The following is a 16,614-nucleotide window of genomic DNA, read 5'->3' on the forward strand; positions in this document are numbered from 1 at the left end:
AAGCTATAAATGATAAAATTTAGAAATATAATTGTAGTTCTTGTACTATCAATTTTAATATATGCATGTGGAGATGATGGTTTCTTAGTAAATCCGTTTGCAGATGTAAATCATATAGAACTTGCAAAAACAGATAATGACTCTATTGTAAAGTTTTTACAGAACCACTATTATGATAAAGATTTAGACTCTGTTAAGCCTTTAGTAGATGGTGAAACTGCAATGATTAATGATGTTTCTAGTTTAAGAACATTAGAGGTTACAGAAAATACTATCGATTATAAATTGTACGTTTATGTAGCAAGACAAGGAGATTCTGGTGCAGATCCAGATAAAGGTTTTCCTACAGGTGTAGATTCTGTATTTGTAAAATACGATGGAAGAACTATGGGAGGAACAACCTTTTCTGAAAATAGTTTTGATAGCAATACCTCAGGAATCTGGTTTACCTTAATTTCTGTAATTAGAGGATGGTCTTATGGTTTTACGCAAGTAAAAGGAGGAGAGCTTAAAAAAGAAGCAAATGGAGATCCTTTTAATGGCCCTGTAACGTATTTAAATGGAGCTAAAGGAGTATTATTTATACCTTCTGGTTTGGCTTACCCATCATCTAACGTAAACAACCAATCTAATGCTTTAGTAGATACTAATTTAATGTTCTACTTTGATTTATTAACTATTGTACCAGATACAGACCATGATAATGATGGAGTGCCTTCTATAGATGAAGATGTGGATGGAGATGGAATTGTGACTAATGATGATACAGATGAAGATGGTTTTCCAAACTATTTTGATGTAGATGATGATGGAGATGGAGTTTTTACTTTAGATGAAGATGCAAATGGAGATGGAGACCCAACTAATGATTTTAGTGATCCTAATAATCCTGATTTACCAGATTATTTAAATCCAGATATCAATTAGGGTAAACTCTAACTAATAAAATAAAAAAGCTCTTTTAATAATTATTAAAAGAGCTTTTTTATGCTTTATGTATTTTTAAATTACTTGTTCTTGCGTTTACAAGCTAGTAAAGTATTCTTTAATAACATAGCTATGGTCATTGGCCCAACTCCACCAGGTACTGGTGTTATAAATTCTGATTTTGCAGCAACTTCATCAAAAGCTACATCACCAATTAATCTAAAGCCTCTTTTTTTGCTGGAGTCTGCTATTCTAGTAATACCTACATCTATAACAGTAACATTATCTTTTACCATATCTGCTTTTACAAATTCTGGTATACCAATAGCAGCAATAATAATATCTGCTTGTAATGTAATTTCTTTTAGGTTTTTAGTTCTACTATGACACATAGTTACAGTAGCATTACCTACTTTTCTTTTCTGAGACAAAAGAATACTCATTGGGCTACCAACAATATGACTTCTACCTAAAACAACAACGTGCTTACCAGATGTTTCTACATTGTATCTTTCTAACAGTTCTAAAATGCCAAAAGGTGTTGCAGAAATAAAGGTAGGCAAGTTTAAAGCCATTTTACCAACATTGGTTGGATGAAATCCGTCTACATCTTTATCAGGATGAACAGCCATAATTACTTTTTGCTCATCTATATGTTTTGGTAAAGGTAGTTGTACAATAAAACCATCAATATCATTATCTACATTAAGAACAGCAATTTCATTTAATAAATCTTCTTCAGAAATATCTTCAGATAATCGTATTAGAGTAGACTCGAAACCAACTCGTTCACAAGCTTTTACTTTTGCATTTACGTAAGTTATACTTGCACCATCATTACCTACAATAATTGCGGCTAAATGAGGTGTTTTATGACCTTTGTCTTTTAATTCTGTTACTTCTAAGGCTATTTCTTCTTTAATGTCTGCAGAAGTTTTTTTGCCATCTAATAATATCATGTGTTGTTATGTAAGTGTGTTGTTTCTTGTTTTTATGAACGCATACCCTGCATCATTTGCATCATTTTTTTGCCTCCACCACCTTGCATCATCTTCATCATTTTGCTCATTTGGTTGAATTGCTTCATTAATTGATTTACTTCTTGAATAGAAGTACCTGAACCTTTTGCAATTCTTTTCTTTCTGCTTGCATTTATGGTAGATGGCATGCTTCTTTCTTTAGGTGTCATAGAGTGTATTATAGCTTCTATACCCTTAAATGCATCATCATCTATATCTACATCTTTCATGGCTTTACCTGCACCAGGAATCATACCCACTAAATCCTTCATGCTACCCATCTTTTTAATCTGCTGAATCTGATTTAAGAAATCATCAAAACCAAATTGATTTTTAGCAATCTTCTTTTGTAATTTTCTAGCTTCTTCTTCATCATATTGGTCTTGTGCTCTTTCTACTAAAGAAATAACATCACCCATTCCCAAAATACGATCAGCCATTCTATCTGGATAGAATACATCAATGGCTTCCATTTTTTCACCTGTACCAATAAACTTAATTGGTTTGTTTACTACAGATTTAATAGATAATGCAGCACCACCTCTTGTATCTCCATCTAATTTGGTAAGTACAACACCATCAAAATTTAAGATATCGTTAAAAGCTTTTGCTGTATTTACAGCATCTTGCCCAGTCATAGAATCTACAACAAATAAAGTTTCTTGTGGCGTTATTGCTTTATGGATGTTAGAAATCTCTGTCATCATTTCTTGATCTACAGCTAAACGTCCTGCAGTATCAATAATAACCACATTTTTACCATTTGCTTTGGCATGTTTTATAGCATTTTCAGAAATTTCTACAGGGTTATTGTTACCAACTTCTGCATACACTTCAACACCAATTTGCTCACCAACTACTTGTAATTGATTTATGGCTGCAGGTCTATATACATCACAACCTACTAATAATACTTGCTTAGATTTTTTAGTTTTTAAATAATTGGCAAGTTTACCAGAAAACGTAGTTTTACCAGAACCTTGTAAACCAGACATTAAGATAACAGTAGGTGAACCACCAAGGTTAATACCAACAGTTTCACCACCCATTAATTTGGTTAACTCATCTTTAACCAATTTAACCATTAATTGACCTGGGTTTAATGTGGTTAAAACATCTTGTCCAATAGCTTCTGTTTGTACCTTTTTGGTAAATTCTTTGGCTATTTTAAAATTAACATCGGCATCTAATAATGCTCTTCTAACTTCTTTTAAAGTTTCTGCAACATTAATCTCTGTTATTTGCCCATGACCTTTTAAGGTGTGTAAGGCTTTATCTAATTTATCACTTAAATTATTAAACATAATTTGAATTCGTTTTTTGGAAAAACAAATTTACAAATTACAGTTCGCTTATAAAAATTTTAAAACCTAATCTCTCTTTAAAAAAAGACTGGTTAAAAAGTTGATTAAATGTATAAATATGGAGATTAAAAAAAGAATAAATGATACAACAAATATGCTATTTAAATCGATGCCTAATAAGGTTTGTTTTTGTAAAGTTCCATTTTCATCCAAATTAAAAATTGCATATAAATAGGGTAGTAGCGAGGCTATTTGTAATATAATATGTAGCACAGTTAAGGCTTTTTGTGGGGTTTTATTTGCCCAATTTAAAGCTAAGTAATTTAGGCCTATTAAGCCAAAATAAACAGCAGATACATAACACCAGAAATCTACATTAATTAAATAATATATGTAAGAGATGCTTAAATCTATAGGTACATTTCGTTTTACGAAACCTAAAATTAAAAAAATAGGTATTAAATAAAAAAAGAAGAGATGGGGTTTGTTAATGATTTTTTTCAACTAGTAATATAATTTTAAGGAATTTAAGTGATGTTCTGTGTGATGTGCTGTCCACATAATAATTTCTCTTATAGTCATTTTACCCATAAGAGGATGAGGTACTATTAAAGTGTCTAAATTTTTCTCGCTAATTTTTTTAGTCTTGTATTGTAACTTTTTTTGTTGGATTTGATAACGAGTTAACAATCGATCTCTTTGTTTTAACGTAGGTTTTTTCAAATCCTTATTAAACTTTGCAGCTCTGTCTTTATTAGCTATCAATTTGTCTTGATATTTATTAGCGACAGTTTCATAATCTCTACTTTCTCTGTTGGCTACACCAAACTTGTATTTCAAGAAAAATCTTGGATAACTTAAGGCATTATTTAAGAGTTGAATGCTATCTACCAAATGTAAAATGTGCTGACCTGTGGTCCATTTTCCTTCAGGACCCTCCATCCAAATATCTCTGGGGTTCTCTTTGAGCCAATCAAAAAGTTCTTTGTGTTTTTCTTCTAATAAATTGGCAATGTCAACTTTATCCATCTTTTATTTATAAGTCTTTAAAAGTATGAAAATAAATTAGATCTACAATTCATTACAGTCTTTAAACAGTTCATTACATTTCATTTTTTATGAGTTTAATAGCCATATATATTTGTAGCATCAAACTAAAAATAAATAATTATGCATTCATTATCAATCATCCAAAAAACATTTTTAAAATTCAGTTTCATCATTTGCTTTTTGGCAAATTCATCAATATTTAATGCTCAAAATACTGTTACCATTAATAACAGTAAAAGTAAAATAAGTATTAATAAAGGTAAGAATGACCTTACTATAGAGTATGATGGAGAAATTAAATTAACAGATAATGATAAGGATATTAAATCTATTTCTAGAGGTGGTTATATAGAAATTAAAAAGTCTTCATTTGGAAGAAAACGTAAAATTGTAATTGAAAATGATGGTGGAGAGTTGGTTAGGAAATTTTATGTAGGTTGGAGTGAGAAAGATTATTATCCTGATGGAAAACAATGGTTAGAAGATATACTTCCAGAAATATTAAGATCTACAACTATTGCAGCTAAAAGTAGAGTAGATAGGTTTTATAAAGCTGGAGGAGCAGATAAAGTACTTTCAGAAATAAAAAGTATGGATAGTGATTATGTGCAAAGCCATTATTTTAAATTGTTGTTAACTAAAAATTTAAGTACTAATGAAATAGTAAGTACTATTAAAACTGCTGGGAATACCATAAATTCTGATCACTACTTATCACAAATATTAAAAGTGAATCAGCAATTATTTTTGAAAAATCCAAAAACAATTGATGCATACATAAATGCTACAAAAAGTATTAATTCTGATCATTATCTAGCTCAAATTTTGAAGAGTACAATAAGTGATAGAGGTATTTCTGATGATCAATTAGGCAGTTTGCTGAAGATCTCTGAGACTATAAATTCCGATCATTATTTGAGTGAAGTTTTAAAGGAAATTATGGACAAAAGAGAGTTAAATAAGCAAAATATGGAGCAAGTTATGATACTTTCAAAATCTATAAATTCAGATCATTATAAAACAGGAATCTTAAAAAAAGCACTTAGAAGTAACAACCTGTCTAAAGAAGCTTATACTAGCTTTATTAACTCTTTAGATGATATAAGTTCAGATCATTATGCTTCTGAAGTAATAAAAGAGTTAATGAGCAATGAGTTAGATACAGATAAATTAAATAAAGTTTTAGTTATAATAGAGAAAAACATTAGTTCAGATCATTATGCTACAGCTATTTACAAAAAAATGGCAAAAAGAAGAGATCTTACTGAAGAACAAATGATGAATGTTTTAAGCGCTATAAAGAGTATTAACTCTAGTCATTATTTATCAGAAACATTAGTGGCTTTTGCTCCTGTAGTTAAAAACGGATCTAGCCAACTTAAAGAGGCTTATACAAAAGCTGCAAAATCAATCAATTCTGAAACTTACTTTGGTAGAGTAATGAAAGCTATTTATTAAAAAGTTTTTATCAGGTAATGAATCTTTTATAAGATTCATTACCTTGCTTATATGCAATTTTTCAATCAATCAACCAATCAACTTCTTTTGAAAAAGTATTTCTTTATTGCTTTCTTGGGTGCACTTTTAGGTATTTCAATATGTTATTTTATCCTTTATAGTGAATTACAAGAAACGCTAAATTTTTCGTTTACTTTTGGTTTTTATGGTGGTGTTTTAGGTGTATTTGCACTGGTTTCACTAGTGAAAATTGCAGAAATTCTTAATAAGTATTTTCCTTGGCATCAAAATGTAGGAGTTCGTCTGTTTGTTGGGTTTTTAGTACATTTTGTGTATTTGTTTATACTTATAGTCAGTTCTTTTTATATACATGAGTGGTTTTTTAATAGAAATAACGACTTTTTTCTAAATCATAATGCTGCATTTATAAAATTGGGTATTGTGTTTTTAATATTCTCTCTAATTTTTGAAGTTATTTACTTTGCTTTGTATTCTTACTATTCTTTTTCTAAATTCCAGATAGAAACTGTAAAACAAGAAAGAAAGCAAATCGAATTACAATTAAATGCTTTAAAATCTCAATTAAGTCCGCATTTTTTGTTTAATAGTTTAAACACAATTTCATCGCTAATTCATAAAGATGAGCACAAAGCAAGTTTATTTGTTAGAAAATTAGCATCCATGTATGATGCTATTTTAAAAAGTTATCATCAAAAATTAATAACTATTGAGGAAGAGTTAGCGTTTTTAAATTCTTATAATTACTTACTAGAAACTCGTTTTCAAGACAAATATTCTTGTAATATTCAAATAGATGATGCATTACTATCTTCTAAAATTCCGCCTTTAACATTACAGATGCTGGTAGAAAATGCTGTAAAGCATAATCAATTTTCAAAAGAACAACCTTTGTTGGTAAGTATTACATCATCAGAATCTAAAATAATAATCACAAATAATATTACGAAAGCTGCACTACACATCACTTCATTCAATATTGGGTTAGATAATATTAACTCACGTTATTTACTTTTGATAAATGAAGCCATATCTGTAATCAAGGATAAAAGTTTCAGAGTACAAATTCCGATAATTAGATGAGAAAATTATTTGTACATCAACCATTGTTTAGACTTTTAAGCCCATTATTTTCTGGGTTTATTGTTTATCTCTTGTTACTATTATTAAATAATAATGTTGGGCAAATTCAGGAAGAATTTTTTAATTCAGAATTATATTTCTGTATTGGATTATGTTATTTAATTCAAGAGTTTTCTCGATTGTTACTATTACTATTCAAACACTTTTTCTCAAATAGCTTGTCTGCAATTACAATTATTGTTCAAATAGTAGTTTCACTTTTTTTATGTGTTTTATTATCTACTATTGCCATTAATTTGTTTTTTGAATTCGTTTTGGGCTTTTCAGTCACTATTGATGAAATTTATGTTTTTGATAGTATACTTTGTGTCATTACCTTTTTTTATATCTTACTATATATTAGTCATCAATATTTGTATACAATAAATACAGATAAGCTAAACCAAGAGCTATTAATCAAAAAGAATATTGAAGAAGATTTTAGGCAATTTAAAAGAGGAATTAACCCTAATTTACTTTTTGAAAGTTTAGAGTTTTTATTAGTATTAATTAAAACAGATAAAGAGCAATCTGATGATTTTATTGATAATTTGGCTACTATTTACAGATACATCTTATCAAAAAAAAATGAACAGTTAATTGAATTTTTTGAAGAATTAGAAGGAGTACATAATTTAGTGGCTTTATTAAATTATTTACCAAACACCGAGATAAAAATTCAAAATAAATGTAAGTCTCACTTTTTAGTAGTTCCAGGAAGTTTATTACTTCTAATAGAACAAATTGCTAGAACATCAATAGCGTCAAGAAAAATTCCAATAGCTATAAATATTACAGAAGAAACTAAGTTTTTAATAGTCTCTTATTTGATAAATGATAAGATAAATGATAAACTATCTTACAAAGATTTAAAGGATATAATAAGAACTTATAAAATATATTCTAAAGAAAAAATTACAATTTTAGAAGATACTCAGATTAGACAAATCAAAATACCAAGATTAGAAATACAATCAGAATTATGAAAATAGTTATTGTAGAAGATGAGCAATTAGCTGCTGAAAAGTTAGAGCGTTATTTATTAAAATATAATACAGAAAATAAAATAGTAGTTGTTTTAACTAGTATAACAGATGCAGTAAGCTGGTTTAATACGAATATAGATTATGATGTTATTTTTATGGATATCCAATTGACAGATGGTTTAAGTTTTGAAATTTTTAATCAGACAAAAATTAATAAACCAGTAATTTTTTCAACTGCTTTTGATGAATATGCTGTAGATGCTTTTAAAGTAAATAGTATTGATTATATCCTGAAGCCGATAACCTTTACAGATATTTCTAAGGCTATGAATAAATTAAAACAAATGCAATCTATATTTAGCTCTGAATCTATTGCTGTTATTACGAATGATCTTCAAAAAAAGAAAACAAAAGATCGATTTTTAGTTCGTTTAGGAAATCATATCCATTCAATAAAAACAGAAGATATTGCGTTGTTTTATGCAGAGGGTAGAACAGTTTATTTGATCACCAAAGAGCAGAAAAGGTTTATACTTGATTTTAAATTAGAAGATGTTCATAATCTGTTGAGTAGTCAATCATTTTTTAGAGTAAATCGTTCTTTTATTGTAAATATTAATAGCATAAAAGATGTTTTGGTATTTTCTAATAGCAGGCTTAAAATAACATCTAAAGTTAATGTTGATAAAGAAATAATTGTAAGTAGAGAAAAAGTTTCTGCCTTTAAAACATGGTTAGAAGGTATTTAGTGATTATTAAAAGCCTCTCTTGTTGAAGTTACTTTAGTTAAAGGTATTGTAAGAATTTATATAACTACTTATAATCCATAAAAAAAACTCACTAAAATATAATCCTAGTGAGTTCAACTTTTATTAAGAGTTTGTCTTATTGCTCTTTTGGAATAAAATTTAAAGCAACTCCATTGATGCAATGACGTTTACCAGTTGTTTTGGCAGGGCCATCATCAAAAGAATGCCCTAAATGACCACCACAAGTATTACATTTCAACTCTGTTCTTGCATAACCAATTTTGTAATCTACATCTAGTTCTACATTGCCTTTAATAGCTCTATCAAATGAAGGCCAACCTGTACCTGAATCAAATTTATGTTCTGATTTATACAAAGGTGTTTTACAAGCAGCACAAACAAAGGTGCCTTCTTTATAGTTTTTGTTTAAAGGACTTGTAAAAGGTCTTTCTGTTCCTGCTTCTCTCAACACATAATACTCTTGAGGAGAAAGTAATTTTTTCCATTCAGAAGCTGTTTTTTCTACCTTGTAGGTTTTATTTTCTTCTTTTTTTGTGTTTTGAGCATTGCCTGCACAACTTATAGTTAGTACTAAAATGAGTAAAATTGCTATTTTTTTCATGTATGTTGTTTTATAAAATTTACGATTCTTAATGCGATTTCTTTATTTCTTAAAATTTTGGTGTGCCCTAAACCTTGTGTAATTAGAAGAGCACCCTTCTGTAAACTTTGACGAATACTAGTGGCACAACTTACAGAAACATCTCCATCTAAAACATCGTGAACAATTAAAGCAGGAATAGTAATTTTTTTGGCAACTATACTTGTTGCTTTATCATCTAGTTGGATGTTTAGTTTTTTTTCAAAACGAGCTATAAACTTTTTACCAAAAGAATTGTCTAAGCCTATATTATTTGCAAAATTATAGAATATTTTAGAAACTTTATCTGCAGCACCCACTGTTACTAAACATTTAAAAGCACTACATTCAGCTTGCACATTCATTAAAACCATACCTCCAAAAGAATGACCTACAGCTGCATCAAATGGTCCATATTCATAATGTATGGCTTTAACTGCTTCTATATATTCTATGAGATTGGTTGATTTACCAGAAGAGGAACCATGAGCAGGCGCATCAAAAGAAATAACCATATAACCCTGTTCTAATAAATAATTGGCAATCATATATAATTGTGTAGATCTACCTGACCAACCATGAGCAAGTAATACTTTTTTATCAGAAAAGCCATAAGACAAAACATTTATATTTTTACTAGTACCTTGTATTTGTAACTTTTTTACCTGAGAACTTTGCAGCATACCTAGTTCTCTTTTTGGGGTCGCAAATACTATAGGTTTAGCAAATAGACTACTCGTAATTTTTAGTGTGAGTTGGGTAGAAATAAGAGATAAGGCCTTAATAGCCAACTTAAAAGCTTTAGGAATGGCTAAATTAGATTCAAATTTGGGTTGGTTAAAAAAGGAATTCATTGTTGATTAAAGTCGAAAAGGTTCTTTTAATTTTCAATACAGCACAAATATTGTGTATTTAATTAATAAATTGCTCTCGGAAACATAAAAATACTGAATAATGAAAAAAATAATAACATTAGTGCTTACCGTTTTTCTATTTGTAGAATGTAGTACAGTGCCAATTACAGGAAGAAAGAGAGTAAATTTTGTAAGCGATTCTCAAGTATTACCAGCAAGTTTTGCTCAATATAATAACTTTTTAGAAGAAAATAAATTATCTACAAATAGAGCTATGAGTAACCAAGTTAAAAATGTTGGTAAAAATATTTCAGCAGCTGTAGATCGTTTCATGAGAGCTAATAATATGGTAGAAGAAGCTAATAATTATAAATGGGAGTTTAATTTAGTTGAAGATCAAACTGTTAACGCTTGGTGTTTGCCAGGAGGTAAAGTTGTATTTTATACTGGAATAATGCCAATTTGTGATAATGAGGATGGAGTTGCAGCAGTTATGGGACATGAGGTTGCACATGCTTTTGCAAAACATGGACAAGAAAGAATGTCTCAAGGACAATTGCAACAAATAGGTGGTTTGGCTGTGGCTTTAGGAACATCTTCCCAAAACCCAGAAACACAGCAATTATGGAATACTGCTTTTGGTATCGGTTCTGGTTTAGGAATGTTAAAATTTAGTAGAACCCATGAAGAAGAGGCAGATAGATTAGGATTGGTATTTATGATTATGGCTGGTTATGAAGGTACTGAAGCTGCAGAGGTTTGGGTAAGAATGAGCCAAAGAGCAGGTGGAGGTAGTCAAGGACCAGAAATTTTAAGTACACACCCACACAATGAATCTAGAATTCAAGATTTAAGAGCATATTTACCAACTGCAAGAAAATTAGCAGCTCAATATAATGCACCACAAAAAAGTTAAGAGTTTAAAGAAATAAAATTTCTATATTGTAACCGCTCAAAATATTTTGAGCGGTTTTTTTATAAATACGATATATGTTTAAAAAAGGTGATCAAAAACTAATCAATGCTTGGGCTTTTTATGATTGGGCAAACTCTGTATATTCTTTAGTAATTAGTACAGCAGTTTTTCCTTTGTATTACAGTGCAGTAACAGAAGGTGAAACTGTTTCTTTTTTAGGTATGGATTGGGATCATCCAGATAGTTTATACAGCTATGCTTTATCATTTTCATTTTTGGTAGTTGCTTTTATATCACCAATTTTATCTGGTATTGCAGATTATACAGGAAGCAAAAAGAAGTTTATGAAATTCTTCTGTCTTGTTGGGAGTTTGTCTGTAATGAGTTTGTATTTCTTTGATGGATTAGATACAGTTTGGATAGGAATTGTGTTTACAATCTTAGCAAGTATTGGTTTTTGGGCAAGTTTAGTTTTTTACAATGCCTATTTGCCAGAAGTTGCAAACCCAGAGCAACAAGATAGAGCAAGTGCAAAAGGATTTATGTATGGTTATGTGGGTTCTATTATTCTGTTAATCATTAACTTAATAATGATTCAGAAACCAGATTTATTTGGTATATCTGCTTCTTTAGCATCAAGATTGTCTTTTGTGATGGTTGGTCTGTGGTGGTTAGGATTTGCACAAATAACATTTAAAAAATTACCTGATGATATTTATAATAAAAAACCAGAGAAAGATTATATATGGAAAGGCTTTAGAGAATTAAAAATTGTGGCAAAAGAAGTGGTTAATTACCCTACATTAAAACGTTTTTTAATTTCTTTTTTTCTGCTAAGTGTTGGTGTGCAAACCATTATTTTATTAGCTACTATTTTTGGCTCTACAGAGCTTGGCTTAGAAACCATAGATTTAATAGTTACAGTATTATTAATTCAGGTTGTTGCTATTTTAGGGGCATTCTTATTTTCGAGATTATCTGAAAGTAAAGGTAACTTCTTTGCGCTTAAAGTAACTATTGTTATTTGGATGGTTGTGTGTTTTTGTGCATTTATGTTGCATAAAGATTTACCCAATGTTTCTATTTACTTTTACTCTTTAGGTGCTATTTTAGGGCTAGTTCTAGGGGCAATACAATCTTTAACAAGATCTACCTATTCTAAATTACTCCCAGAAACAGAAGATCATGCAACGTATTTTAGCTTTTATGATGTAACTGAAAAAATAGCTATTGTATTAGGGACTTTTGTATACGGTTTACTTTATGCTATTACAGACTCTATGCAATGGTCTGTATTATGTTTGGCTTTCTTTTTCTTGGCGTCTTTTATTATATTAAGTACTTTAAAACGCACCAAATACGTTAGCTAAAGAATATTCTTCTAATAAGAATGTATACAAAGATTAAGCCTGAATACATGATAAAAAAAGGAATGATAATTTCTTTTAAATCTAAAATCAATAAAGCGCTTATAATTAGCAGTTGAAAGCCTAAACCAAATGTTGAGATACAAGACATTAACCAATTAGGTAATGGTTTTCCATTTGGGGCATTTCTATCTAAAGCATAAATAATTTCATCAAAAACACCATATAATTTTTTATAAATACCGAATAAAATATTTACAGATTTTTGAGTTTCTCCTTTTAATGCAATTGGTGTAGTATCTTCAAAAACCCTGCTTGTAGTATCACCATTAAAACGATTTCTTAGAATAACATAATAATAGTTATACAAAGTACCTTGCAATTGTATACCAAAAAAAGCCAACAAAGCAAACCCAATATGTATGTTGGTTAATTGCCAAATACTTATGATTATGATAAAGTTTAGAATAATATCTGCAATAGAATCAAAAAAACGTCCAGTGTAAGAAGGTGTGTCTTTTATTCTGGCAAGTTCACCATCTGCAGCATCTAAAATTGATTTAAAGATGATAAAAAATGCAGCAAAGAAGTAGTGGTTTTCAAATATAAAATAAACGCCCAACAATCCAGATATAATAAAGGCTAATGTAACATCTATGGGAGTAATACTTGTGTTTTTAAGAGATTTGGCAATTACTTTAGCAACAGGTCTGCCATAATCTGATAAATCTAAAAATTGATATTCTTTAGGTAATTTAGACATAAAATGCTTTTGTTATGAGCATTTTTATTTTTTGCGAAGAATAAAACAGCACAATTAATTTGAAGTGCAAAATTAAAGAAATTATATAAAAAAAGGCCTGAAATTCTAAAAATTTCAGACCTTTCTAAGAATGCTATTTATTACTGAACTGTAATTGGAAAAGTAACTTCTACATCTGTACTTCCTCCTGCACCAGCAGCTGTACCATCATTTGGTTTTGTTGGCTCATGCTTTAAGATAACTGTTAAAGTTCCTGTGCTTGCTGTGCCTGTTACTAATTCTGTTTCAATTCCTAAAGGATTTGTACCATCATTATCAGTTTTTGTTACACTTAAGTTAACACTGTTTGGAGTATAGAAAAATTCATGCTCATCTCCTTCAGCTCTTACTTCTACAGTAATATCTTCTGCAGGTGATTCTGTTTCGTTTAATAACTGAATAGATCCTGTATAAGTTGTATTTGCCATTAAGGTTCCAGAAGTAATTGTTGGATCATTACCTGTATCACCATCTAAATCTTGCCATTGTAAAACTACATCAGGGTTTGTACCATCTGTTAATGTGTAAATTACAGTTGTTATTAATTCTTCATCATCTCCATGGTCATGATCATCATCATGATCATCACTACATGCTGTAAATACTAATGTTGAAATAAATAATACTGCTAATAATTTTATTGTTTTCATCTTTTTAATTCTTTAATAATTTAGTTTAATTTTTAGGTTATAATTTCGTCCTAAGTCATCAGCAAAATAACGCAGTCTGTTTAAGTTTTCTCTATAACTTACATTAAATAGATTGTCTATATTAAAACCAACTTCCATACTTCCTTTTTTAAATGGATAAAAAACAGCAGAAGAATTGAATCCGTAAAGTGTATAACTTGGTGGGGTAGAACTAATGTCTACAAATACTTGTTGCTGTGTTACAGGGTTGAAAGTTGTAAAATTAAAATCTGGAAATCTATTTTGTTGTAAGGTTGTTCTTTGACTTACACCAATTTTTAGTTGATGAAAATCGTTGTTTGTATATGTAATTTTATTGCTAAAATTTGCAGAAGGCATATGAATTAAAGGGTTGTTGTTGGTTAAGTCATCACCTTGTAATAAACTTAAACTTCCTTTATAATCGAAATTCTTTGTAATTTCTTTATTAATATCAATGTCTACTCCAAAAATTCTAGCATTTACTTGGTTGTATTCCCAAACAGGAAAAGCGCCTCTAATTGTGGTTTTTATACCTGTTGGTATTAATTGTATAAAGCCATCAATTTGTTTGTAATATGGACTGATAGAAAAACCAAAATTTTTGTTGTTTCTCTCTAAAGTCATTATAAACTTATTGGCAGTTTCTTTGTTAATAGTTAAAAAACCAAACTCAATTCTAGCTGCACTATGATGCAAACCACCACTAAATAATTCAGACGGATTTGGCATTCTTTGAGACAAACCATAATTGAATAAAAATGCATAAGCATCTCCAAATCTTTTGGAATATCCAACATTAGTAGAGAAATTATTGAATGTAAATTCAGGTCTCGTTAAAAGTTCTAAACCATCAGTAATACCAGTATCAAATTCTGGGAATAAAACGTCATAATTTAATGCAGTCCAATCTGATTCTACGTACCATTTTCTAGCCTTTATTTTAGAATAATCATATCTCACACCAAAACTTAGTTCTGAAGTTTCGTTTAGATTGTAATCTAAAATAGCGTAAGTACCTAATTCGTATTTGTTATAATCTGGTATTAACGTATTGGCACCTGTATTAACAATAGCATCATTGTTTTGGTAACGTACTAAAAGTCCTGTATTTATTTTAAAATCTTCGAATTTGTTAATTTCTAGGTTAGGCTGAATACTTGTAGTAAACAATTGTAAATCTATAACAGGTCTGTTTCTTAAATCTCCTCTTCTAAGATCGAACTCTTTTCTTCTATTCAGCTGGGCATCTAATTGAATACTTAGTTTACCTAAGTTTTTATATCTCTTAAATGCTTCTACTTTTGCTAAATGATGAAATATGTTTTGTCTTGGAAAATTAATATCATAAGAAAAGTCTTCAACAATTCTAGGTTCTCTATTGTTAATAGCCTCAACCAAATCACTTACGTTACCAATATGAGAAGATCTTAAAATACCTATCTTATTATTTACAAAGCTATAATAGGCATCAAAACCTTTTTCATAACTGTTGTAACCAACTCTAAAAGATCCATTAATACTTTGTATGCCTGTATTGGTTAAATAATAATTTGGAGCTCTAAAATCTCCAAATCTTTTGTAATTACCTTGAAGCTTTGTGTAATAGCCAGATTTAAATGTTTTAACGATTTCTGTATTTACATTGCCTCCAAAACCATTAGAATTTAGAGAAGTTGTTGTACTACCAAATAAGCTATCTATAATAGCATATTTTTTAGGTCTAATTAAAATTAAACCACCTACAGCATCACTTCCATATCTTAATGAATTAGCACCTTTAATAACATCAATTCTATCACTAGAATTAATATCTATGTTTGGTGCGTGTTCATCTCCCCATTCTTGATCGAACATTCGTACATTATTATTAATAATTAATAATCTACTACTGTGTAAACCATGAATCATAGGTTTTACGATTGAATTCCCAGTATTTAGAGAAGTCACACCACTTATTGTATTTAAGGCATCACCTAAAGATTTATCAGTAAATTGTGTAATTACTTCTTTTTTAAGTGATTTTTCTATACTTGTAATTTCTGTTTTGGTATTTGTTTTTACCACAACTTCTTTCAATTCTTCTAAATGATGTTCTAAAGAGATTTCTTTAAACGTATTTTTAGTTAAATTATAAGACACTCTCTTAGTATCACAGGCAACATGTTTTATTTCTAGTGTTAGTTTACCTTCACATAAATTATTAAACATAAACTCACCTTCTAAATTAGAAGAGGTAAATTTATTTGTATTAATAATCTGTACAGATGCACCAACAATAATACTATTGTCGTGAAAATCGGTTATTTTACCCTTAAAAGTGTAATTACAGTCTTGTGCATTTATATGGTTTATACACCATATAAAGACACAAAAAATAAATAGTTTTTGCATAGTTGTTTTCTATATTCTAATTAAGTTTTTTAAGCTAGAATATAAATAGGTGGCCCTCTTAAAGAAAACGATAATTGCTGATAATTTTGTAAGAAATTATAGGTTGCACAATTGTTACTTTTAACAAATGTGTTTATTGCTGGTTGAAATGTATTTTCTGCAAGAAAAACATCATTCTGTTTTAATAGATGTAGTTTACAATCTACATCTTTTTCATGCACATGTTTTACCACCTTAGAACTACAAACTGTATGCTCATGATTTAATAAATCATGCACAGAATTGATAGCCAATGGTAATAGAAAAATTACCACTAATAAAGTGCCTATATGTGTTTTAA

17 protein-coding genes are annotated in these 16,614 nt (G+C 29.3%); 7 read left to right on the forward strand and 10 right to left on the reverse strand.

The genetic code is table 11. The features are described 5' to 3' along the window. Positions 1-9: 9 nt before the first annotated feature. Positions 10-927, forward strand: coding sequence for an FKBP-type peptidyl-prolyl cis-trans isomerase (locus tag LPB302_RS01280; RefSeq protein ID WP_053974540.1), 918 nt, complete (start codon positions 10-12; stop codon positions 925-927). Between the two features lie 80 nt (positions 928-1,007). On the opposite strand, the gene folD is transcribed toward LPB302_RS01280, so the two are convergent. The 4 genes from folD to LPB302_RS01300 form a co-directional block, all read right to left on the reverse strand. After that, positions 1,008-1,886, reverse strand: coding sequence for a bifunctional methylenetetrahydrofolate dehydrogenase/methenyltetrahydrofolate cyclohydrolase FolD (folD, locus tag LPB302_RS01285; protein ID WP_053974541.1), 879 nt, complete (start codon positions 1,884-1,886; stop codon positions 1,008-1,010). A 32-nt stretch (positions 1,887-1,918) separates the two neighbouring features. Then, positions 1,919-3,250 (reverse strand): signal recognition particle protein, encoded by a 1,332-nt coding sequence (ffh, locus tag LPB302_RS01290; protein WP_053974542.1) that lies wholly within the window; start codon positions 3,248-3,250, stop codon positions 1,919-1,921. Positions 3,251-3,316: 66 nt separating this feature from the next. Continuing rightward, positions 3,317-3,754, reverse strand: a complete 438-nt coding sequence (locus tag LPB302_RS01295; protein WP_053974543.1) for a hypothetical protein — start codon at positions 3,752-3,754, stop codon at positions 3,317-3,319. Then, positions 3,755-4,279 carry a DinB family protein gene (locus LPB302_RS01300; RefSeq protein ID WP_053974544.1) on the reverse strand — a complete coding sequence of 175 codons (525 nt, stop codon included), beginning with the start codon at positions 4,277-4,279 and terminating at the stop codon, positions 3,755-3,757. It lies immediately after the preceding gene. A gap of 141 nt (positions 4,280-4,420) precedes the next feature. Here LPB302_RS01300 and LPB302_RS01305 point away from each other — a divergent pair, with 141 nt between their 5' ends. The 4 genes from LPB302_RS01305 to LPB302_RS01320 all read left to right on the forward strand — a co-directional run bounded on the left by LPB302_RS01305 (position 4,421) and on the right by LPB302_RS01320 (position 8,633). Continuing rightward, positions 4,421-5,758 (forward strand): hypothetical protein, encoded by a 1,338-nt coding sequence (locus LPB302_RS01305; RefSeq protein WP_053974545.1) that lies wholly within the window; start codon positions 4,421-4,423, stop codon positions 5,756-5,758. A gap of 87 nt (positions 5,759-5,845) precedes the next feature. Further along, entirely contained in the window at positions 5,846-6,859 is a 1,014-nt protein-coding gene (locus LPB302_RS01310; RefSeq protein ID WP_176966493.1) for a sensor histidine kinase, read from the forward strand. Further along, complete coding sequence (locus LPB302_RS01315) at positions 6,856-7,884, forward strand: histidine kinase (RefSeq protein WP_053974547.1); 1,029 nt, start codon at positions 6,856-6,858, stop codon at positions 7,882-7,884. Before LPB302_RS01310 ends, LPB302_RS01315 begins: the two co-directional genes overlap by 4 nt. After that, positions 7,881-8,633 (forward strand): LytR/AlgR family response regulator transcription factor, encoded by a 753-nt coding sequence (locus tag LPB302_RS01320; RefSeq protein ID WP_053974548.1) that lies wholly within the window; start codon positions 7,881-7,883, stop codon positions 8,631-8,633. The genes LPB302_RS01315 and LPB302_RS01320 overlap by 4 nt, the downstream gene beginning before the upstream one ends. Positions 8,634-8,769: 136 nt before the next feature. Here LPB302_RS01320 and msrB read toward each other — a convergent pair whose 3' ends face one another. Beyond that, positions 8,770-9,255, reverse strand: a complete 486-nt coding sequence (gene msrB, locus LPB302_RS01325) for a peptide-methionine (R)-S-oxide reductase MsrB (protein ID WP_053974549.1) — start codon at positions 9,253-9,255, stop codon at positions 8,770-8,772. Continuing rightward, positions 9,252-10,127, reverse strand: coding sequence for an alpha/beta hydrolase family protein (locus LPB302_RS01330; RefSeq protein ID WP_053974550.1), 876 nt, complete (start codon positions 10,125-10,127; stop codon positions 9,252-9,254). Before LPB302_RS01330 ends, msrB begins: the two co-directional genes overlap by 4 nt. 100 nt (positions 10,128-10,227) lie before the next feature. Between LPB302_RS01330 and LPB302_RS01335 the strand changes: the two genes are divergently transcribed. Together LPB302_RS01335 and LPB302_RS01340 are read left to right on the forward strand one after the other, a co-directional pair. Beyond that, on the forward strand, positions 10,228-11,043 hold the full coding sequence (locus LPB302_RS01335; protein ID WP_053974551.1) for a M48 family metallopeptidase: 816 nt from the start codon (positions 10,228-10,230) through the stop codon (positions 11,041-11,043). A gap of 74 nt (positions 11,044-11,117) precedes the next feature. Next, complete coding sequence (locus LPB302_RS01340) at positions 11,118-12,413, forward strand: MFS transporter (RefSeq protein ID WP_053974552.1); 1,296 nt, start codon at positions 11,118-11,120, stop codon at positions 12,411-12,413. Here the strand turns inward: LPB302_RS01340 and LPB302_RS01345 are convergent. From LPB302_RS01345 to LPB302_RS01360, 4 genes are all read right to left on the reverse strand, one after another. Continuing rightward, complete coding sequence (locus LPB302_RS01345) at positions 12,406-13,173, reverse strand: CDP-alcohol phosphatidyltransferase family protein (protein ID WP_053974553.1); 768 nt, start codon at positions 13,171-13,173, stop codon at positions 12,406-12,408. The genes LPB302_RS01340 and LPB302_RS01345 overlap by 8 nt on opposite strands. A 140-nt stretch (positions 13,174-13,313) precedes the next feature. After that, positions 13,314-13,862, reverse strand: a complete 549-nt coding sequence (locus LPB302_RS01350) for a hypothetical protein (protein WP_053974554.1) — start codon at positions 13,860-13,862, stop codon at positions 13,314-13,316. Between the two features lie 12 nt (positions 13,863-13,874). After that, positions 13,875-16,274, reverse strand: coding sequence for a TonB-dependent receptor (locus tag LPB302_RS01355; RefSeq protein ID WP_053974555.1), 2,400 nt, complete (start codon positions 16,272-16,274; stop codon positions 13,875-13,877). Between the two features lie 29 nt (positions 16,275-16,303). Then, positions 16,304-16,588, reverse strand: a complete 285-nt coding sequence (locus LPB302_RS01360) for a hypothetical protein (RefSeq protein ID WP_143032715.1) — start codon at positions 16,586-16,588, stop codon at positions 16,304-16,306. Positions 16,589-16,614: the final 26 nt, after the last annotated feature.

This window comes from Polaribacter dokdonensis, assembly GCF_024362345.1.
In the GTDB taxonomy this organism is placed as follows: domain Bacteria; phylum Bacteroidota; class Bacteroidia; order Flavobacteriales; family Flavobacteriaceae; genus Polaribacter; species Polaribacter dokdonensis.

What these genes read in the sequence shown, in the direction of transcription:
- LPB302_RS01355 (WP_053974555.1), bottom strand. Translation starts at nt 16,274, where the DNA reads ATGCAAAAACTATTTATTTTTTGTGTCTTTATATGGTGTATAAACCAT.
- LPB302_RS01320 (WP_053974548.1), top strand. Translation starts at nt 7,881, where the DNA reads ATGAAAATAGTTATTGTAGAAGATGAGCAATTAGCTGCTGAAAAGTTA.
- LPB302_RS01280 (WP_053974540.1), top strand. Translation starts at nt 10, where the DNA reads ATGATAAAATTTAGAAATATAATTGTAGTTCTTGTACTATCAATTTTA.
- LPB302_RS01340 (WP_053974552.1), top strand. Translation starts at nt 11,118, where the DNA reads ATGTTTAAAAAAGGTGATCAAAAACTAATCAATGCTTGGGCTTTTTAT.
- LPB302_RS01300 (WP_053974544.1), bottom strand. Translation starts at nt 4,279, where the DNA reads ATGGATAAAGTTGACATTGCCAATTTATTAGAAGAAAAACACAAAGAA.
- LPB302_RS01345 (WP_053974553.1), bottom strand. Translation starts at nt 13,173, where the DNA reads ATGTCTAAATTACCTAAAGAATATCAATTTTTAGATTTATCAGATTAT.
- LPB302_RS01305 (WP_053974545.1), top strand. Translation starts at nt 4,421, where the DNA reads ATGCATTCATTATCAATCATCCAAAAAACATTTTTAAAATTCAGTTTC.
- LPB302_RS01315 (WP_053974547.1), top strand. Translation starts at nt 6,856, where the DNA reads ATGAGAAAATTATTTGTACATCAACCATTGTTTAGACTTTTAAGCCCA.
- folD (WP_053974541.1), bottom strand. Translation starts at nt 1,886, where the DNA reads ATGATATTATTAGATGGCAAAAAAACTTCTGCAGACATTAAAGAAGAA.
- LPB302_RS01330 (WP_053974550.1), bottom strand. Translation starts at nt 10,127, where the DNA reads ATGAATTCCTTTTTTAACCAACCCAAATTTGAATCTAATTTAGCCATT.
- msrB (WP_053974549.1), bottom strand. Translation starts at nt 9,255, where the DNA reads ATGAAAAAAATAGCAATTTTACTCATTTTAGTACTAACTATAAGTTGT.
- ffh (WP_053974542.1), bottom strand. Translation starts at nt 3,250, where the DNA reads ATGTTTAATAATTTAAGTGATAAATTAGATAAAGCCTTACACACCTTA.
- LPB302_RS01335 (WP_053974551.1), top strand. Translation starts at nt 10,228, where the DNA reads ATGAAAAAAATAATAACATTAGTGCTTACCGTTTTTCTATTTGTAGAA.
- LPB302_RS01350 (WP_053974554.1), bottom strand. Translation starts at nt 13,862, where the DNA reads ATGAAAACAATAAAATTATTAGCAGTATTATTTATTTCAACATTAGTA.